The organism is Deinococcus soli (ex Cha et al. 2016), assembly GCF_001007995.1.
In the GTDB taxonomy this organism is placed as follows: domain Bacteria; phylum Deinococcota; class Deinococci; order Deinococcales; family Deinococcaceae; genus Deinococcus; species Deinococcus soli.
Genome location: NZ_CP011389.1, coordinates 1,890,001 through 1,907,708, shown reverse-complemented (window position 1 = coordinate 1,907,708; position 17,708 = coordinate 1,890,001). Strand labels below are relative to the sequence as shown.

Genomic DNA, 17,708 nt, shown 5'->3' with positions numbered 1-17,708 from the left:
TGTCCTCCGGTGTGGGGGTGGGGGCGTCAGGTGAGGGAGCCGATGAGTTGCACGTCGCCCGCGCCGACGGTGAGGGGTCCGGCGGGCGTCTGGACGATCAGGCTGCCGCTGGGGTCGAGGTCGAGGGCGGTGCCGTCCACGGGGCCCTGCGGGGTCTGCACGCGCACGGGCTGCCCGAGGGTGACGCTGGCCTCGCGCCACGCGGGCAGCACGTCGTGCGGCGGGGCGTCCAGCCAGGTGTGCAGTTCCCGCAGCACCTCCGTGAGCAGTCCCGCGCGGGTCAGCTCGGGGCGGAACTCGCGCAGGTGCGCGGCCCCGTCCGGCGCGGCGCTGACGTTCACGCCGATGCCCAGTACCGCGCGGCGGGCCTCCTCGCCGCGCAGGTCGGCTTCCAGCAGGACGCCCGCCAGTTTGCGGCGGTCCGGGGCGAGCAGGTCGTTCGGCCATTTCAGGCCGCCCACGCCCGAGGCGCGGGCCAGCGCAACGCCCGCCGCCAGGGGCAGCAGCGCCAGGTGCGGGAGGCTCAGGGGGCCACCGCCGGGACCGTGCCGCAGCAGGACGCTGAACACCAGCGTGCCGTGCGTGGTGTCCCAGGCGCGCCCGCGCCGCCCGCGCCCGGCGGTCTGCCGCTCGGCGGTCAGGACCGCGCCGTGTGGGGCGGGGTCCTGGGGATCGTCGGCCCAGGCGCGCAGGGCGTCCTGGGTGCTCGTCACGGTGCCGTGGTAGCGGTGCGCGGCCCCCATCAGTCCGGTGGGCGTGACCTGCGAGGAACTGGGGGCGTCGGCGGGCAGGGCGTACCCGGCGCGGCTGACCTGCACGGGCACCCCGCTGTCCTGCAGGCGGCGGGCCAGGGTGCTGACCGTCACGCGGTTCACGCCCAGCCGCGCGCCCAGCGCGTCCCCGGTCTGGGGTCGCGTGGTCAGGAGGGGCAGGAGGCGCTCGGGCATGGTCGTTCAGTGTTGTACGCGCCAGACTGAACGAAAGCAATGAACCCGGTGCAACGAAGTGACCCGCATACCGGGACGCGCCGCCCCGCCAGACTGTGTGCGTCGCGTCATCCGCGCGTCAGGGGGCGTTTGCTAGACTGCGGGCATGACGATGGTGCGCCAGACCAAGCAGCGGGCAGCGGTGATCGACGTGCTGCGCGCGGCCCGGTCCCACCCGGACGCCGCGTGGATTCACGCGCAGGTGCGCGAACAGCTGCCCAGCGTGAGCCTGGGGACCGTGTACCGCACCCTGGACGCCCTGGTGCGCGACGGTGTGGTCGTGACGCTGGAACGCGCCGGGCAGGCCACCCGCTACGACTACAAGCACGAGGGCGACGCCCACCACCACGCCGTGTGCCGCAGTTGCGGCGCGATCTTCGACGTGGACGCTGGGGACGTGCCGGCCGTGCCCGCCTCGGCACTGCCCGCCGGGTTCCAGGTGACCGACGTGCGCCTGGAATTTATGGGCGTGTGCCCCACCTGCCAGACGCAGAACTGATACGGATTCCGTCTGTTGCGTTAACAACCCGGAACCACACCGGGTTGCTAACTCCACGCCCGGAACCCGTTTTTCTCCTGCTCGCTCCGCTCGGGTTGAAAGTTTTTGCAAACCTTTCAACCGGAGTCCGTATGAAGAACTGGATCTGCCCTCCTCCCCCGCTCCGTGCAGGCCGAGGGGGGGCTTTGCGGTGGGGTGCGGGACGCCTTGCCTGGGCCGGGGGCGGTACGCTGCGCGGGTGACCGTGCCGCCCATCCAGCCCCCCGCGCAGCCTGACGCTCCGGAATTCCCGGTGTACACCGCCCGCTCGTTCCTGCCGACCTTCCTGCTGGGCTGGGGGCTGGGCGCGGCGCTGACCTTCGCGGTGCGGGGCGTGGGCGGCGCCCTGCTCACGAACCCCTGCGAGGGGCACACCATCCTGGCGCTGCTGGTGCCGCTGCTGCTGGGCCCGGGTGGGCTGGCGTTCACGGCGCGGCACTGGCGGCAGCCCGCCCGGGCGGCGCTGGGCCTGGGGCTGGTCGTGGCGTCCCTGATGCCCGCGCTGTTCGTGGGCGCACAGGACATCGGCGGGCTGCGCCGCACCGGGTGTGCGGGTGGGTACGTGGTGATCTCCGAGGTGGTCAGCGGGCAGCGGGGCGAGAGCATCAGCGCGCTGGCGCTCGCGGCGGGCACCGAGCGGACCCTGACGGCCCGCGTGGGCGGGTACACCCGTCAGACGCACCCGGGGCTGTTCACGGTGAGCGGCGCGGCCAGCACGCCCGGCGTGGTCGTGACGACCTCACGCGCGCAGGTGCATGCGGGCGAGGACTTCACGGTCACGGTGCGGGTCCTGCCGACCACGCCCGTGAACTCGTACACGGCGGGCGTGAACGCCGTGATCACGCAAGGCGGGAAGCGCATCCCGGCCAGTGGCACACTGGAGCTGAACGTCCGTCCCCGCCAGCCCTGAGGGGCGGCCCTCCCAGCGGGCGGTGACCGTCCACCCGGGGGACGTGCGCCGCAGGGGGCGGATGGTACGCTCGGACGGTGAATGTGGCGGAACTCTCCAGCTTGGCCCTCCAGACGTTCCTGACCATGCTCGTGGTCATGGACCCGATCGGGCTGGCGCCGATCTTCATCGGGCTGGCCGGGAACCGCCCCAGCTTCGAGCGGCGGCGCATGGCGCTGCGCGCCAGCCTGATCGCCGGGATCATCATCCTGCTGTTCGGCCTGTTCGGCCGGGCGCTGCTGGAGCACCTGGGCATCAGCCTCAGTTCATTCCGGATCGCGGGCGGCATCCTGCTGTTCCTGATTGCGCTGGATATGGTGTTCGCGCGCCCCAGCGGCAGCAAGGAAACCGCCGAGGAGGAACAGGAGGCGCAGGAACGGCAGGACATCAGCGTCTTCCCGCTGGCGATCCCGCTGATCGCGGGGCCGGGGACGCTGGCGAGCATCATGATCCTCGCGGGGGACGCGCACGGCTCGCCGCTGCTGCTGACCGCCGTGTTCCTCGTGACGGGCGTGGTGCTGCTGCTGTGTTACCTCGCGCTGCGCCTGTCCGGGCAGATCGCGCGCGTGATCGGCCTGACCGGCGTGCACGTGGTCACGCGCGTGCTGGGCGTGCTGCTGGGCGCGCTGGCCGTGCAGTACGTCGCGGACGGCGTCCTGGAACTGCTGCGCGGCGGCCTGAAGACCGGCACCGGCCTGCTGCGCGCCGCCGGACTGGCCTGATACGGACGCTGCTCGTAGAACTGCCCCGCAGAGTGGGAGCGAAACGGGTTCCGGGCGTGGCGTTGGCAACCCGGTGAAATTCCAGGCTGTGAACGAAACAGACGGCAGTCCGTATGAGGTACGCCATTCGCCGCACCCGATTCCCAGGGTGAACTAAGCGTGTCAGCGCAACAATCCCCTGGCAGGCGCGGCTTAGAATCCGGACATGACTTCCAGAAAGGACGTGCCGGACACCAACCGAAGACCTCGGGTCGCCGCTGACCTGAACGCGCCGCGGGTGCTGGTGCTGAACGCGTCCTACGAGCCGCTGCACGTCACCAGCGCCAAGCGGGCCATCACGCTCGTGCAGTACGGCGTGGCGGAAATCCTGGAAGACAGCGACGACGTGGTCCGCTCGCCCAGCACGGTCATGCCGGTCCCCAGCGTGATCCGCCTGCGCCGCTACGTGCGCCGCCCGCGCGTGCACCCGGTGCCGTTCAACCGCCGCAACGTGCTGCGCCGCGACACCTTCACCTGCCAGTACTGCGGCTCGCCGGAGGAACTCACCATGGACCACGTGCTGCCCCGCTCGCGCGGCGGGCGGCACACCTGGGAGAACGTCGTCACCGCGTGCCGCGCCTGCAACCAGCGTAAGGGCAACCGCACCCCCGAGGAGGCCGCCATGCCCCTGCGCACCCGCCCCCGCGCGCCCACCTTCGGCGTGTACGCCCACGGGCAGTTCGCCCACTGGCAACCCCAGTGGACCCGCTACCTGGGCGGCTGAAGCGGGGGTACGAGGGGCGAGGGTCTGAGCGTCTGAAGGGGCGTCCTGCTGGTGACGCCTGGACCTCCAGACTCTGCGACCCTCCGACCCTCTAGACTGCGGCATGAACCGGGATCAGGCGTACGAACTGATGGTGGGGCACACCCCCAGCGTGTCGTTGCAGCGGCACATGCTGAACGTGGAGGCCGCGATGCGCGCCTACGCCCGTCACTGGGGCGAGGACGAGGAGCTGTACGCCGTGGCGGGGCTGCTGCATGACTTCGACTACGAGCTGCACCCGGACGAGCACCCGACGTGGGGCGTGGCGTTCCTTCGGGAGCACACGGACACGCCGCCTGCCGTGCTGGACGCGATCATGGGCCACGCGGCGTACACCGGAACGCCGCGTGAGTCGCGGCTGTCGCGGACGCTGTTCGCGGTGGATGAACTGACCGGGCTGGTGCAGGCCGCCGCGCTCGTCCGCCCGGACAGGGACGTGCGGCAGGTGGAACTGAGCAGCCTGAAGAAGCGCTTCAGGAACCGCGCGTTTGCGGCGGGCGTGAACCGTGACGAGGTCGAGCAGGGCGCGCGGGAACTGGGCGTGGACCTGGACGAGCACATGACGCGGGTGCTGCGCGCCATGCAGGACATGCAGCCGGAACCTCAGCCCGGCTGAGCCTCTGCCCTGCCCCGCCCGCCTGGACGCAGCATCCAGGCGGGCGTTTCGCGTGCCGATCATGCCTGATGCCCGGCTGACGCGCGGCGATCATGGCCCGCTCACGGGGGGGCACGTACGGTGGGGGCACCAGACGGGAAGGCGTCCCAGACGCCAGAAACCCCACCGGCAGGAGGTGAGACCGACTGGCCCTCCACCCGCGACTGTCCACCGACGATTGCCCGCCCCCGGTCACCCGCCCCGCTCACGACCCACAGGAGATCCGATCATGACCACCCGCACCCTGACCGCCGCCCCCCGTTCCCTGACCGCGCTGGCCCTGGCGACCCTGAGCCTGGGGGCGCTGATCGCCCCGCAGCGCGCGTTGGCCGCCCCGGCGGACATGACGGGCACCTGGGTGAACAGCAACGTGACCACCAGTGGCATCACCCGTGTGAACGTGACCCGTGCGGCGGGCGGGCAGATGACCGTGCAGGTCTTCGGACGCTGCCACCCGAACGACTGCGACTGGGGCAGCGCCCAGATGGTCACGTACGGCACGACCGTCAGTGACAGTAACCACTTCACGGCGACCGCCGTGTACGCCAAGGGCTTCGCGACGACCACGCTGGTCATGAACTTTGCCCGGGGCCGCCTGGACGTGCAGGCACTGACGCAGTTCACGGACGGCAGCGGGCGGCAGAACTACGCCAGCCGCGACGCCTTCGCCCGGTACCGGTAACCGCCCCCGGATGGGACGGCGACGGGCTGACACGCCGGAAACCTTTCTTGCGCAGAGTACGTATCAGGACACAGGTGGGTGATCCCCCATCGTAGCCTCACGTCCAGACCTCTTCAGTCCTTCCAGCGCCGCGCCTCCTGTTCCCGGAGGGGCGGCGCGCGACTGCTGGCGCGGGTGTCCGTGCCAGCCGACTGCCCGGCCCGCACCGGGCGGTACCCTGGGCGGCATGACCTCGCCGATCACGCGTATGCAGCAGGCCCTCGCCGCGACCAGCCTGGACGGCTGGCTGGTGTACGACTTCCAGGGCCTCAACCCGCACGCCCGCACCGTGCTGAGCCTTCCGAAAGAGGCGTTCCTGACGCGGCGGTTCTTCGTGTGGGTGCCGCGCAGCGGGCAGGCGGCCGTGCTGCACAACCACATCGAGGGCGGCACCTGGGGTGAGATCACGCGGGGCTGGAACGCCGAGCGCCGGGCGTTCGGGTCACACGCGGAACTCGACGCCGCGCTGCGCACCGTGGTCGCCGGGCGGACCATCGCCATGGAGTACAGCCCGAATGGCGCGGTGCCGTACGTGAGCCGCGTGGACGCCGGGACGGTCGAGCGGGTGCGGGCCGCCGGGGCCGCCGAGATCCACACCAGCGCCGATCTGCTCCAGTCGTTCCTGGCGTGGAGTGCCGACGATCTGGCCGCGCACGAGCGGGCCGTGGCGGTGCTGATGCAGGCGAAGGACGACGCGTTTCGCCTGATCCACGAGCGCCTGCGGGCCGGGCAGCCCGTGACGGAACTGGACGCGCAGGCGGTGATCATGCGGCAGATCGAGGCGGCGGGCATGCAGGCCGGGCACGCCGTGAACGTGAGTTTCGGCGTGAACGCCGCCGACAGCCACTACGAACCCAGCCCCGAACGCCACGCCACCCTGAGGGGCGGCGAGTGCGTGCTGATCGACCTGTGGGCGCAGGAACCGGGCCGCCCCTTCGCGGACGTCACCTGGGTCGGGTACGCCGGGCAGCCCACCCCCGCGTACCAGAGCGCCTGGGCGGCCGTGGTCGCCGCGCGCGACGCCGCGCTGCGCACGATTGTGGACGGGTACGCCCGCGCCGGCTGGGGCGAGGTGCAGGGCTGGATGGCCGACCGCGCCGCGCGCGACGCCATGGGCCCCGAGTGGGAGCCGTACTTCCTGCACCGCACCGGGCACGACCTGGGCGTGAGTATCCACGGGGCGGGCGCGAACCTCGACGACTACGAGACGCGCGACACCCGCACCCTGACGCCCGGACTGGCCGTCACCATCGAACCCGGCACGTACCCCGCCGCGCAGGGTTTCGGCATCCGCAGCGAGATCGACGTGTATCTCGACCCGCAGACCGGGCCGCGCGTCACGCCACACACGCAGGCCGCGCCGTTCATCCTCGGCGAGGGCGATTGGGCGCAGGTCCGCGCCCGCGCGTACGGGCAGGACTGACCCGAACCTGCCGCATGAGGCCGCCTTAAAGCTTCCCTCAGGCTTGCGCGTGCCCCCCACGCCCGAACCGCTACCCTGGGGGCATGGCGAACCTCGGCTCCTCCACGATCATGCTCACGGGTGCGGGCGGCGCGCTGGCCACCGCGATAGCACAGGAACTCGACGACGCGGGCGCGCAGATGGTCCTCGTCGGGCGCGGCGAGAGCCTCGCGCGGGCCGCCGACCGCTTCCCCGCCACGGAGGTCCTCGACCTGGACCTGCGCGACCCCTCCAGCATCGAGGCGCTGCGCAAGGTCAAGGTGGACACCCTGATCCACACCGTCGGCACCTGGGCCATGCAGGACGCCCAGAAAGCCACCGAGGACGACTACAACGCCATGTTCGACGCGAACATGCGCACCCTCTTCCACGCCGTCCAGGGCGTCCTGCCCAACATGCTCAGGCAGAAAGACGGCCTGATCATGGGCGTCAGCGCCGGGCAGGCCGCGCGCCTCAGCGGCCCCAAGGCCGCGCTGTACACCGCCAGCAAGGCCGCCGTCGCCTCCTACGTCCTGAGCCTCCACGACGAACTCAAGGGCAAGGGCGTGCGCGGCATGGTCCTGTACCCCATGGGCGCCATCGACACGCCAGCCAACCGCGACGCCGGCATGAGCTGGGACAGCATGATCGACCCGCGCGGCCTCGCCAAGAGCGTCGCCCACGCCCTGACCCGCCCCGACCGGGCGCACATCACCGAGATCAAGGTCTACCCCGACACCTGAACTGGACGGCAGTGACGCGCTGAGCCTCCCGTTCAGCGCGTCACTTCTCCATTTACCCGTCGGCCAGGGCGGCCATGAGCGCGGCGGCGTAGCGGATGCCGTTGTCGAAGTCGCGGCGGAGGATGTTCTCGTTGGGGGCGTGGACGCGTCCGCCGATGTTGCCGATGCCCAGGGCGATGACGGGCGCGCCGACGTGCTGCATGAAGGGGTGCATGGGGCCGCTGCCGCCACTGCTGGGGTTGAGGATGGGCTCCTGGCCATGGACGTCACGGGCGACCTGCACGGCCGTTTTCACGAAGGGGTGGTTGAGGTCGCTGCGGGCGGGGTGCTGGTGGCTTTCGAGCTCAACGATCTCGATGTCATTGAAGCCCTGCGTGTCAAGGTGGGCGCGCAGGAGTTCCACGATGCGGTCGGGGTGCTGGTCGGGGACGAGGCGGAAGTCGAGTTTCACCATGCCTTCGGCCGGTAGGACGGTTTTGCTGCCCTGGCCCTCGTACCCGCCGTGGAAGCCGTTGACGTTCACGACAGGTTTGAGGTTCAGGCGGGTGTGGTACTCGCTGCCGTCCCCCAGGGTGCGGGTCACGTCGTAGGTGCCCCGCAGCGCCTCGCCGGTGCCGGGCAGGGCGGCGATGGCGTCCAGGTCGGCCTGGCTGGGCGGGCGGACGTCGTCATGGAAGCCGGGAATCAGGACGGTGCCGTCGGGGCCGCGTAAGGAGGCGACGGCGGCGGCGAGGCGCCACAGGGGGTTGTCCACGACCGCACCGTTGCTGCTGTGCAGGTCGCTCGCGGCGACCCGGCAGCGGAGTTCCACGCAGATGATGCCCTTCAGGCCCGCGTACAGCACGGGGCGGCCCTCGGGGGTGATGCTGCCGAATTCCCACCAGACGCCGTCGGCCTTCAGTTCGGCGGCATGCCCGGCGATGAACGCTTCGAGGCTGGGGCTGCCGACCTCCTCTTCCCCTTCGATGAGCCACTTGACCTTCAGGGGCAGCTGACCGCCGCGCTGCTCTTTCAGGGCGCGCAGGCCGGCGAGGCGGGAGACGAGTTCGCCCTTGTCGTCGCTGGCGCCGCGCCCGTACAGGCGGCCGTCCCGTTCGGTCAGGGTGAAGGGCGGGGTGTCCCACAGCTCGGCGGGGTCCTCGGGCTGCACGTCGTAGTGGTTGTAGATCAGCAGCGTGAAGGGCCCCTCGCCCGCTTCCGCCAGGAGGATCGGGGCGACCTGACCGGGGTACTGCCGGACGGTGAAGCCCTCGGCTTCCAGGAGGGTCTGCACGGCCCGGGCGGCGTCGGGCAGGTGGCGGCCCTGGGCGGAGACGCTGGGAATGGCGACGAGGTCGGCGAGGTCACGCAGGCCGCGCTCGATGTGGGCCGTGAGATCGGGGTGGGTCATCCCTGGCAGCGTACGGCAATCCGGCCCGGTGTGCCTGCGCCATCTGGCGTGGGTCAGTGCTGGCCCTGCACCCGGCGGATCAGGGGCGGCACCGCGCGCCGGGGCAGCAGGCGGGGCAGCAGGGTCTGGAGGCGGTTGACGGTGCCGATCACGTGCACGCCCTCACCGCGCAGCATGGCGGTGACGGCCTGCGCGGCGACCTCGCGGGCGGGGAGGATCGCGGCGCGGGTCAGGCGGTCGCGCAGCAGGCGGCTGCCGCCCATGTTCGCGGCGGCCTGGAAGCCGGTCTCGACCGGGCCGGGGCAGGCGGCGGTGACGCTGACGCCGGTGCCGCGCAGTTCCTCGTGCAGGGCCTCGCTGAAGCTCAGGACGTAGGCCTTGGTGGCGTAGTACACGGCCATCAGGGGCCCCGGGAGGAACGCGGCGGTGCTGGCGATGTTCAGCACGCGCCCCCGGCCCCGCGCGCGCATGCCGGGCAGGTACGCGTGCGTGAGTTCGGTCAGGGCGGTGATGTTCACCTGGATCATGTCGAGCTGCTTCTGGACGTCGAGTTCGGTGAATTCGCCGTAGTCGGCGAAGCCCGCGTTGTTCACGAGGATGTCCACGTTCAGGTTCAGGGCCTGGGTGCGGTCGAGCAGGTCGCGGGCGGCGTGGGGCCGGGTGAGGTCCTGCGGGAGGACGTGGACCTGCACGCCGTGCCGGGTGCGGAGGGTGTCGGCCAGGGCGTTCAGGGGTCCCTCGCTGCGGGCGACGAGAATGAGGTGGCTGCCGCGCGCGGCGAGTGCCATGGCGATCTGTTCGCCGATGCCGCTGCTGGCGCCGGTGATCAGGGCGGTGCTGGGGGCAGGCCGGGTCGTGGGGGCGGGCTGGGTCATGGGGGCTCCTCTGGCGGAACACTTAAGCAACCGCCGGTAACTAGAGATTAGTTACCCGTAGTCAGCCTTTCAAGAGTCGCCAGCCGTTATCTTCCACAAGCCCCCCTGTCAGACCTTCAGTTATAATTAACCTATGGTTACCCAAGTGCGCGCCCGCAGCGACGCCGCGAAACAGGAACGCCGCGCGCAGATCCTCACGGCTGCCCGCACCCTGTGGCAGACCCACCGCTACCCCGACCTCACCCTGAACGCCATCGCCGAACAGGTTCACCTCACTAAGGCCGCGCTGTTCGCGTACTTCCCCAGCAAGGAGGACCTCTTCCTCAGCCTGTACGAGGACCTGCTGGACGACTTCTTCCGCGACCTGAACCGCCACCTCGACCTGGGCGGCACCCACACCCCCGCCACCCTGGCCCGCACCCTGGGCAGCCTCACCCTGGCCCACCCGGACCTCACCCGGCTGATCCCACTCCTGGCGGGCATCCTGGAACACAACATCAGCGCCGCGCGCGCCCACGCCCACAAGACCCGCGTCGCGGCGCACCTGAGCGCCACCGCGCCCCGCCTCCAGCGCGCGCTGCCTGGCCTGCGCGGCGACGCCCCCGCCCGGCTGCTGACCTACACCCAGGCGCTCATCGCGGGCCTGCAACCCATGAGCGACCCCTCGCCCGCCGTGCGCGAGGCCCTGCGCGACTCCCCGCTGGGCGCGCTGCACCTCCGCCTGGACACCGCGCTGCCCGACGCCCTGACCGCCCTGATCACCGGCCTGAGCACCGAACAGGAGACGTGAAACAGGGAGAGGCCAACCGCCTCCCCCTGACCCCATTCAACTCATTTTCTGAAGTCGTGCGGGTGGCCCTTGTGCCAGTTCCAGGCGGTCTGCACGATGTCCTTCAGGTCCGTGAACTGCGGCTTGAAACCGAGTTCCTCGCGGATGCGGGTGGCGTCCGCCACGAGGCGGGGGGGGTCCCCGGCGCGGCGCGGGGCGAGTTCGCGGTTCAGGGGCGTGCCGACGACCTCGTCCACGGTGTCCAGGACCTCCTTGACGCTGAAGCCGCGCCCCAGGCCGACGTTGAAGGTGCCGCCCTGGCGCTGCCCGCTCAGCAGGGCTTCGACGGCCAGGACGTGCGCGTCGGCGAGGTCCTGCACGTGCACGTAGTCGCGGATGCAGGTGCCGTCGGGGGTGGGGTAGTCGTCCCCGAAGATCAGCATCTTCTCGCGCTGGCCCAGGGCGGTCAGGGCGGCCATCTCGATCAGGTGGCTCTTGCCGGCGTGCGCCTCGCCGATGTCGCCCTCGGGCGCGGCGCCACACACGTTGAAGTAGCGCAGTACCGTGTACGGCAGGCCGTGCGCGGTGTGGAACGCGTGGATCATGTGCTCGGTCATGAGTTTCGTCTCGCCGTACACGCTCTCGGGCTGCATGGCGGCGTTCTCGGGGATGGGCACGAGGTCGGTGGTGCCGTACACGGCGGCCGTCGAGGAGAACACCAGCGGGATCTTGCGGGTCTCCACGATGCCCTGGAGGAGGTTCAGGCTGCCCACCACGTTGTTGCGGTAGTAGCGGGCCGGGGCGCGCATGCTCTCGCCCACCTCGATCAGCGCGGCGAAGTGGATGACGGCGTCGGGCTGGTGGGCGCTCAGGGCGGCGCGCACGGCGTCCGCGTCGAGCAGGTCGCCGCGCACCAGGGGCACGTCGGCGGGGAGGGCCTCGGCGTGCCCGCTCGACAGGTTGTCGAACACGACGACCTCGTGCCCGGCGCGGCGCAGCTGCCGCACCGTGTGAGACCCGATGTACCCCGCGCCACCCACGACCAGAATCTTCATGGGGGTCAGGGTAGCGCGCTTCAGGCGGGTGAGCCGGCAGGCAGGCTGGGTGGGGCGGTGCTCCCGCGCACGACCAGCCGGGTCGGGAGGGTGACCGGGGCGGGTTCCTGGCCGTCCAGCAGGGCGAGGATGGCCGCACCCACCGCCGCGCCCTTGTCCGGGGTGGGCTGCCAGACGGTGGTGAGGTTCAGCGCGCCGGAGCTGGGCAGGTCGTCGTAGCCGATCACGCTGAGGTCCCCGGGGACGCGCAGGCCCAGGGTGGCGGCGGCCCGCAGCGCCCCCTGCGCGAGGACGTCACTCATGCACACGACGCCCGTGACCTCCGGGTGGGCACGCAGCAGGTCCAGCGTCAGGGCCTCGCCGTCGGCGGGGGTGTTCTGCCCGGCTTCCATCAGGTGCAGCGTGGCGTCCGGGTGGGCGGCCATGGCGGCGCGGTAGCCGCGGATGCGCTGCGCGGTGGTGCGGTACGCGACCCGCGTTTCGCGCGCGGGGCTGACCGCCCCCCGGTGGCGGTCGTCGGCGAGTTCCAGGCACAGCACGCCCAGCTGCCGGTGCCCGAGGTCCAGCAGGTGAGCGGCGGCCGCCCGCGCGCCCCCGGCATCGTCGATGCCGACGTGGGCGCTGCCCGCCTGCGGGTCCTGATCGACGAGCACGGTGGGCAGGGCGCGGTCCAGCACGGCGCGCAGCAGGGGGCTGCCCTCGGCGGCGCAGTACACGATGAAGCCGTCCACGCTGGCGTTGCGCACGGCCAGGGTCGCGTCGGCCTGCGGGTCGTGCGGCGCGGCGAGCAGCAGGACGTTCAGGTCGCGGTCCTGCACGGCGCGGGTGACGCTGCCGAGGAACAGCGCGGCGGCCGGGTCGGCGAAGGCGTAGTCCAGCGGCGCGTCGTACACGACGCCCAGCACGCCGGTCCGGCCCCGGCGCAGGCTGCGCGCGAGGGGATCGGGGCCCTGGTAGCCCAGGTCGCGCGCGGCGGCCAGGATGCGGTCGCGCAGGTCCTCGCTGAGCTGGTCCGGGCGGTTGTAGGCGTTGCTGACGGTGGCGACGCTGACGCCCAGCGTGCGCGCCACGTCCCGCAGGGTGGGTCGGCTGGCGGCGCGCGGCCCGGTGGGGACTGGCTTGGCGGGGGGCATGCCTGAATGGTAGCGTATAGAGACCCGATCTGAATCGTTTCAGATCGCTGATGGCCCCCACCGCCGCGCCCTCCCTCCACCCCCGAGGTTCCGCATGACCACCGCCGCCCCCGCCACCACCATCCAGCCCCGCGCCGAGGCCGCCCGCCGCGCGCTGAACACCGTCTTCATGGTGAACGGCGCCGTGTTCGCCACCTGGGCCGTGAACATCCCCGGCGTGCGCGACGGCCTGGACCTCACCCCCGCGCAAATCGGTGTGGCCCTGCTCGCCAGCGGCATCGGCGCCGTGACCAGCATGAGCCTCGTGGGCCGCTGGATCGCCCGCTGGGGCAGCGCCCCCGTCACCCGCGTCGCCACCGTGCTGTTCCTCCTCAGCCTGCTGCTGCCCGTCCTCGCGCCCAGCCTCCCCACCCTGATCGCCGCGCTGGCGATCCTGGGGGCCGCGAACGGCGTCATGGACGTCGCCATGAACGCCCAGGGCGTCACGGTCGAACGCACCCTGGGCCGCCCGATCATGAGCCGCCTGCACGCCTACTTCAGCCTGGGCAGCCTGCTCGGCGCCGGGGCCGGCAGCCTCCTGATCGGCCGCGTGTCCATCCCCCTGCACGCCGGTCTCGTGGTCGCCACGACCCTCCTGCTGGCCGCCGTCACGCTGCGCCTCCTGATCCCCGACCCCGCCGGGGACACCCCGCAGAACGACACCCAGACCACCGCCACCCCAGCGGGCCCGGTGCTGACCCTCCCGGTCCTGCTGCTGGGCCTGCTGTGCTTCCTGGGCATGCTCGCCGAGGGCGCCAACTACGACTGGGCCGCGCTGTACTTCCGTGACGTCCTGAGCGTCCCCGGCGGCGCCGCCGGACTCGGCTACGCCGCGTTCGTGGCCACCATGACCCTGGGCCGCTGGTTCGGCGACCTGGGCCGCGCCCGCCTCGGCGACGAGCAGATCGTCCGCATCGGCTCCCTCGTCACTGCCATCGGCCTTGCCGTGGCGCTGCTGTGGCGCGACCCGATCCCCGCCACGCTGGGTTTCGCGCTGTCCGGCCTGGGCCTGAGCAACGTCGTCCCCGTCATGTACGGCACCGCCGGACACGCCCTCGCCGGGCGCGGCATCGCCGCCGTCGCCGCCATCGGGTACGGTGGCTTCCTGCTGGGGCCGCCCGCCATCGGCTTCGTCGCCGACCACGTCGGCCTCACCTGGGCGCTGGGCATCGCCCTGGGCAGCGCCGCACTGATCACCCTGCTCGGCGGACGCGCCTTCGCCCTGATCCGCCGGTAACAAGGCTGCGGTCCCGACCGGGCGATGTAGTCACTATGCTGCGCCCATGACTGCACGTCCGACCGTGGTGATCGTGAACGGAGAGCGCGACTGGGCTGACCACTTCCCCGGCGCCTCGGTGCGCCGCTGCCGCCTCCAGACCGCGCAGTGGCAGGTCAGCGGGAACGCGCTGTACCTGCTGGACGAGCAGGGCCGCACCCGCGTGGACGGCGTGCTGTGGCGCGTCGGGGCGATCCGCCCGGAGCCCCGGCACCGGGTAGTCCTTGATCTGATCCGCCTGACGGGCACGCCCTGCGTCAATCCAGCGGCGACGCTGCAACGCGGCTTCGACCGGCTGTCCATGCGCGCCGAGATGCAGGCCATCGGGATGCCGATGCTGCCGCAGGAGATCGTGCTGGGCGGCGCCCTGCTGGACCACACCGAGCCTGCTCCCCCGGCTGTCCTGAAGGTCGGGAACTATCACGCCGGATACGGCAAGGCGCTGGTCCGCACCCGCGAGGACTGGGCGGACCTACGCGATCTCGCCTGGACCGCCGACGATTACGTGACCCTGGAACCCTTCGTGGACTACGTGCGCGACCTGCGCTGCCTCGCCGTCGGCAACGAGATCTGGGGCATGGCGCGCCGCAGCGGGTCGTGGAAGGCCAACCGGGACACGCAGGAGTACACCCTCACCGATCTGCCCGCTGAACTGACCGGGTACACCCGCGCCGCCATGGCGCACCTGGGCGCGGACATCCTGGGCCTGGATTTCCTGGAAGACCGCGCGGGGCGCTTCTCCCTGCTGGAGACGAACGACGTGCCGGGCCTGAGTGGCTTTCCCGCTGCCATCCGGCCGCTGCTGGCCCGTCGGCTGATGACCCAGATCCGGGGCTAGGCCGGGCCGACGTAGCGGGCGCGGGGGCGGATGAACTGCCCCCCGGCGCGGGTTTCCAGCGCGTGGGCCAGCCAGCCGGTCGCGCGGGCCAGCGCGAACAGCGTCACGGCGTCCCCGGCAGGGCGGCCCAGCACGAGGGTCAGCGCGGCCAGCGCCAGGTCCACGTTGGGGAGTTCGGCGGTGTCCCCCGCGTGCGCGCGGATGACCGCGTGGGTGGCGCGCGTGACGGGATGATCGGGGAACTGCGCGTTTAGGGCGTCCAGCAGTGCGCGGGCGCGCGGGTCGCCATGCGGGTAGAGGGCGTGCCCGAAGCCCGGCGCGTGCCCTAAGCGGCGGGTGGCGTCGCGCAGGGCTGCGCGGGCGTCGCCGTTCAGGGCGGCACTCAGGAGGTCGTGGGCGTGCAGCGCGCCCAGGCCGTGCCGGGGTCCCTGGAGGGCACTCAACGCCGCCAGGGTGCAGTGCGCGAGGCTGGCGCCGCCGCTGGCCGTGACACGGGCGGTGAAGGCGCTGACGTTCAGTTCGTGATCGGCCAGGAGGATCAGCGCGCGGCGCAGCAGGTCCGCGCCGTCCGGGCGGCCCCAGGTGCGGGCCAGCCGGGCGTGCAGCGGCAGGTCCGGCGCGGGGGGCAGACGGGCGTGTCGTTCGGCGGTGGCGTGCAGCAGCGTCAGGATGCGCGCGGCCTGCCGGGGACCGGTTACCGGGCGGGTGTCGAGGGCGTCCGGGTCGTGCGCGCCCGCGTACGTCAGCGCGTACCCCAGCGCTTCCAGGGGCGTGTCGGCGCGCGGGTGGCGGGTGAGGTTCAATCGGGCGCGCAGCGGCAGCGCGGGCCGCGTGCCGGGGTCGCCGGTCCACAGCAGCGCGGCGACCTCCTCGACGGTGGCCGTGTCGGCGAGGCCCAGCGCGTCCACGCCCCGGTAGGCCAGCCCGCCGTCCTCAATTCGGGTCAGGGCGCTGTCGAGGATGGGCGTCACGCCCCCGGCACCCCCCGCGCGCAGCCCGTCGAGGCTGCCCTGCACGGCGGCCTGCACGCCCGCCTGCGGGTCGCGGCGGGTGGCCTGCCGCCCGGCGAGGGCCTGCACGTCGCCCGCGTCGTAGCGGCGCTGCCGGGTGCCGGATGGGCCGGGAACGCTGCGGATCAGGCCGCGGGAGACGTAGGCGTACAGCGTGGCGGGTTTCACGCCCAGCTGCTCGCAGGCCTGCGCGGTCGTCAGGGAGGCGGTCATGCCATTCAGCCTAACATTGATTCCAGAATCAAGATTGACGACATTGATGATGCGGGACTAACGTGCAGCCATGACCCAGGACACCCCCGCTGTGCGTGACGTGCCGACGCCCGACCTCTTCCCCGCCGCGTTCCCGGCGGACGCGTTCCCGCAGGTGATCTGGGAGGGCGACGAGCGACCTGCTTCTCTGCCTGCCCAGGCCTGGACGACCGAGACCACGCACCGCGACGGGCAGCAGGGCGGCCTGCCCCTGACGACTGAGGCGGGCCTGCGGATCTACGACCTGATGGGCCGCTTCACGGGGAGCAGCGGCGCGCTGAGGCAGGCGGAGTTCTTCGTGTACCGCCCCGCCGACCGCGCCATGCTGGAGGGTGCCCTGGAACGCTGGCGCGGCGGGCACCCGGTCGAGCCCACCACCTGGATCCGCGCCACCCGCAGGGACGCCGAACTGGTCGCCGGGCTGGGCGTGCGCGAGACCGGCATGCTCGCCAGTGCCAGCGATTACCACACCTTCCACAAGTTCACGCCGGGCGGCCGCGCCCAGGCGGCGCGCACGTACCTTGACGCCGTGCAGGCTGTGCTGGACGCGGGCCTGCGCCCGAGGCTCCACCTGGAGGACGCCACCCGCGCGCCGCGCGAGTTCATCCTCCCGTTCGTGGAGGCCGTGCAGACCCTCGCCGCGCCCTTCCCCGCCTCGCAGGCGCCGAAGTTCCGCGTGTGCGACACCATGGGCGTCGGCCTCCCGCTGGAGGGAGCGGCGTGGCCCCGCAGCGTGCCGCGCATGATCCGCGAACTGCGCGCCGCCGGACTGAGCGCCGAATCGCTGGAGTTCCACCCTCACAACGACACGCATCTCGTCGTGGCGAACAGCCTCGCGGCGGTCCTGGCCGGATGCGCGGCGATCAACGGTACGCTACTCGGCAAGGGGGAACGCACCGGGAACGCACCGCTGGAGGGTGTAGTGCTGCACCTGAGCGGGCTGGGCCTGACAGGCGACGCGGACTTCACGGTGCTGAACGACCTGAACGACCTGTACGAGACGCTGGGGCAGGGCGTCCCGGCCAAGTACCCGCTGTTCGGGCGGGACGCGCACCGCACCCGCGCGGGCATTCACGCGGACGGACTGAACAAGTTCTGGCCGATGTACGCGCCGTTCAACGTGCCCGCCCTGCTGGGCCGCCCGCTCGACCTGTCCCTGACGAAGGACAGCGGCGTGGCGGGCCTGATCTTCCTGATCCGCCAGCACACCGGCACCGAACTGGGCAAGGACCATGCGGGCCTACGCGCGCTGCACGAATCCCTGACCGCCGAGTTCGACGCGGGCCGCCAGACCGCCGTGGAGTGGGAGGAGATTGCTGAACGAGCCCTCAAGCTGAGTGCCGGGGGGCCGGTGGTACGCTCCGGGGCATGAACCCCGACCAGTACCGCGTCAAACCCGGCAAGAGCGTCCGCCTGAAGGACTGGCACACCGACGACGACGGCGGACTCAGCAAGGACGAGGGGAAGGACCTCACCGACGAGCTCCTGGAGGGCCTCGCCGAATGGCAGGAGCG

General features: G+C 71.9%; 19 protein-coding genes (1 of these 19 running past the window's edge). 13 read left to right on the top strand and 6 right to left on the bottom strand.

What is annotated here, in order from left to right; translation table 11 throughout:
* Positions 1-26 precede the first annotated feature (26 nt).
* Positions 27-947, bottom strand: coding sequence for a biotin--[acetyl-CoA-carboxylase] ligase (locus SY84_RS09485; protein ID WP_046843813.1), 921 nt, complete (start codon positions 945-947; stop codon positions 27-29).
* A gap of 145 nt (positions 948-1,092) precedes the next feature.
* Here SY84_RS09485 and SY84_RS09480 point away from each other — a divergent pair, with 145 nt between their 5' ends.
* From SY84_RS09480 to SY84_RS09445, 8 genes are all read left to right on the top strand, one after another.
* Positions 1,093-1,485, top strand: a complete 393-nt coding sequence (locus SY84_RS09480) for a Fur family transcriptional regulator (protein ID WP_046843812.1) — start codon at positions 1,093-1,095, stop codon at positions 1,483-1,485.
* Between the two features lie 238 nt (positions 1,486-1,723).
* Positions 1,724-2,434: a hypothetical protein gene (locus tag SY84_RS09475; RefSeq protein WP_245621306.1), complete on the top strand. Its 711-nt coding sequence runs from the start codon at positions 1,724-1,726 to the stop codon at positions 2,432-2,434.
* Between the two features lie 77 nt (positions 2,435-2,511).
* Positions 2,512-3,195 carry a MarC family protein gene (locus SY84_RS09470; RefSeq protein WP_081424558.1) on the top strand — a complete coding sequence of 228 codons (684 nt, stop codon included), beginning with the start codon at positions 2,512-2,514 and terminating at the stop codon, positions 3,193-3,195.
* A gap of 205 nt (positions 3,196-3,400) precedes the next feature.
* On the top strand, positions 3,401-3,958 hold the full coding sequence (locus tag SY84_RS09465; RefSeq protein WP_046843811.1) for an HNH endonuclease: 558 nt from the start codon (positions 3,401-3,403) through the stop codon (positions 3,956-3,958).
* Positions 3,959-4,061: 103 nt separating this feature from the next.
* A complete protein-coding gene (locus SY84_RS09460) occupies positions 4,062-4,613 on the top strand; it encodes an HD domain-containing protein (RefSeq protein ID WP_046843810.1) in 552 nt (183 codons plus the stop codon).
* Between the two features lie 268 nt (positions 4,614-4,881).
* A complete protein-coding gene (locus SY84_RS09455; RefSeq protein ID WP_046843809.1) occupies positions 4,882-5,334 on the top strand; it encodes a hypothetical protein in 453 nt (150 codons plus the stop codon).
* A gap of 226 nt (positions 5,335-5,560) precedes the next feature.
* Entirely contained in the window at positions 5,561-6,796 is a 1,236-nt protein-coding gene (locus SY84_RS09450) for a M24 family metallopeptidase (RefSeq protein WP_046843808.1), read from the top strand.
* 83 nt (positions 6,797-6,879) lie between these two features.
* Positions 6,880-7,557 carry an SDR family oxidoreductase gene (locus tag SY84_RS09445; RefSeq protein WP_046843807.1) on the top strand — a complete coding sequence of 226 codons (678 nt, stop codon included), beginning with the start codon at positions 6,880-6,882 and terminating at the stop codon, positions 7,555-7,557.
* A 52-nt stretch (positions 7,558-7,609) separates the two neighbouring features.
* Here the strand turns inward: SY84_RS09445 and SY84_RS09440 are convergent, their stop codons facing one another.
* Both SY84_RS09440 and SY84_RS09435 read right to left on the bottom strand, forming a co-directional pair.
* Positions 7,610-8,947, bottom strand: a complete 1,338-nt coding sequence (locus SY84_RS09440; RefSeq protein ID WP_046843806.1) for a M20/M25/M40 family metallo-hydrolase — start codon at positions 8,945-8,947, stop codon at positions 7,610-7,612.
* Between the two features lie 53 nt (positions 8,948-9,000).
* Entirely contained in the window at positions 9,001-9,822 is an 822-nt protein-coding gene (locus SY84_RS09435) for an SDR family NAD(P)-dependent oxidoreductase (protein ID WP_046843805.1), read from the bottom strand.
* Between the two features lie 133 nt (positions 9,823-9,955).
* Between SY84_RS09435 and SY84_RS09430 the strand changes: the two genes are divergently transcribed.
* A complete protein-coding gene (locus SY84_RS09430) occupies positions 9,956-10,612 on the top strand; it encodes a TetR/AcrR family transcriptional regulator (RefSeq protein ID WP_046843804.1) in 657 nt (218 codons plus the stop codon).
* Between the two features lie 41 nt (positions 10,613-10,653).
* On the opposite strand, the gene galE is transcribed toward SY84_RS09430, so the two are convergent.
* The gene (galE, locus tag SY84_RS09425; RefSeq protein WP_046843803.1) at positions 10,654-11,646 is read right to left on the bottom strand and encodes a UDP-glucose 4-epimerase GalE; all 993 of its coding nucleotides are present in this window, start codon (positions 11,644-11,646) and stop codon (positions 10,654-10,656) included.
* Between the two features lie 20 nt (positions 11,647-11,666).
* A complete protein-coding gene (locus SY84_RS09420) occupies positions 11,667-12,779 on the bottom strand; it encodes a LacI family DNA-binding transcriptional regulator (RefSeq protein ID WP_046843802.1) in 1,113 nt (370 codons plus the stop codon).
* Between the two features lie 94 nt (positions 12,780-12,873).
* Here SY84_RS09420 and SY84_RS09415 point away from each other — a divergent pair, with 94 nt between their 5' ends.
* Entirely contained in the window at positions 12,874-14,055 is a 1,182-nt protein-coding gene (locus SY84_RS09415) for an MFS transporter (RefSeq protein WP_046843801.1), read from the top strand.
* Positions 14,056-14,101: 46 nt separating this feature from the next.
* Positions 14,102-14,932, top strand: coding sequence for an ATP-grasp domain-containing protein (locus SY84_RS09410; protein ID WP_046843800.1), 831 nt, complete (start codon positions 14,102-14,104; stop codon positions 14,930-14,932).
* Here the strand turns inward: SY84_RS09410 and SY84_RS09405 are convergent.
* Positions 14,929-16,155, bottom strand: coding sequence for a citrate synthase (locus SY84_RS09405; protein WP_046843799.1), 1,227 nt, complete (start codon positions 16,153-16,155; stop codon positions 14,929-14,931). The two genes, SY84_RS09410 and SY84_RS09405, sit on opposite strands and share 4 nt — an antisense overlap.
* Before the next feature lie 70 nt (positions 16,156-16,225).
* On the opposite strand from SY84_RS09405, the gene SY84_RS09400 reads away from it, so the two are divergent.
* A complete protein-coding gene (locus SY84_RS09400; RefSeq protein WP_046843798.1) occupies positions 16,226-17,566 on the top strand; it encodes a pyruvate carboxyltransferase in 1,341 nt (446 codons plus the stop codon).
* Positions 17,563-17,708 carry the 5' portion of a polyphosphate kinase 2 family protein gene (locus SY84_RS09395; RefSeq protein WP_046843797.1) on the top strand. 655 nt of this gene lie beyond the right edge of the window, so only the first 146 of its 801 coding nucleotides appear in the window; the start codon lies at positions 17,563-17,565; the stop codon falls past the right edge of the window. Before SY84_RS09400 ends, SY84_RS09395 begins: the two co-directional genes overlap by 4 nt.

Bases quoted from the DNA above. Each gene is read 5' to 3' on its own strand.
- SY84_RS09445 (WP_046843807.1), top strand. From the start codon at position 6,880: ATGGCGAACCTCGGCTCCTCCACGATCATGCTCACGGGTGCGGGCGGC.
- SY84_RS09405 (WP_046843799.1), bottom strand. From the start codon at position 16,155: ATGACCGCCTCCCTGACGACCGCGCAGGCCTGCGAGCAGCTGGGCGTG.
- SY84_RS09400 (WP_046843798.1), top strand. From the start codon at position 16,226: ATGACCCAGGACACCCCCGCTGTGCGTGACGTGCCGACGCCCGACCTC.
- SY84_RS09420 (WP_046843802.1), bottom strand. From the start codon at position 12,779: ATGCCCCCCGCCAAGCCAGTCCCCACCGGGCCGCGCGCCGCCAGCCGA.
- SY84_RS09450 (WP_046843808.1), top strand. From the start codon at position 5,561: ATGACCTCGCCGATCACGCGTATGCAGCAGGCCCTCGCCGCGACCAGC.
- SY84_RS09440 (WP_046843806.1), bottom strand. From the start codon at position 8,947: ATGACCCACCCCGATCTCACGGCCCACATCGAGCGCGGCCTGCGTGAC.
- SY84_RS09460 (WP_046843810.1), top strand. From the start codon at position 4,062: ATGAACCGGGATCAGGCGTACGAACTGATGGTGGGGCACACCCCCAGC.
- SY84_RS09410 (WP_046843800.1), top strand. From the start codon at position 14,102: ATGACTGCACGTCCGACCGTGGTGATCGTGAACGGAGAGCGCGACTGG.
- SY84_RS09480 (WP_046843812.1), top strand. From the start codon at position 1,093: ATGACGATGGTGCGCCAGACCAAGCAGCGGGCAGCGGTGATCGACGTG.
- SY84_RS09430 (WP_046843804.1), top strand. From the start codon at position 9,956: ATGGTTACCCAAGTGCGCGCCCGCAGCGACGCCGCGAAACAGGAACGC.
- SY84_RS09435 (WP_046843805.1), bottom strand. From the start codon at position 9,822: ATGACCCAGCCCGCCCCCACGACCCGGCCTGCCCCCAGCACCGCCCTG.
- SY84_RS09465 (WP_046843811.1), top strand. From the start codon at position 3,401: ATGACTTCCAGAAAGGACGTGCCGGACACCAACCGAAGACCTCGGGTC.
- SY84_RS09455 (WP_046843809.1), top strand. From the start codon at position 4,882: ATGACCACCCGCACCCTGACCGCCGCCCCCCGTTCCCTGACCGCGCTG.
- SY84_RS09415 (WP_046843801.1), top strand. From the start codon at position 12,874: ATGACCACCGCCGCCCCCGCCACCACCATCCAGCCCCGCGCCGAGGCC.
- galE (WP_046843803.1), bottom strand. From the start codon at position 11,646: ATGAAGATTCTGGTCGTGGGTGGCGCGGGGTACATCGGGTCTCACACG.
- SY84_RS09485 (WP_046843813.1), bottom strand. From the start codon at position 947: ATGCCCGAGCGCCTCCTGCCCCTCCTGACCACGCGACCCCAGACCGGG.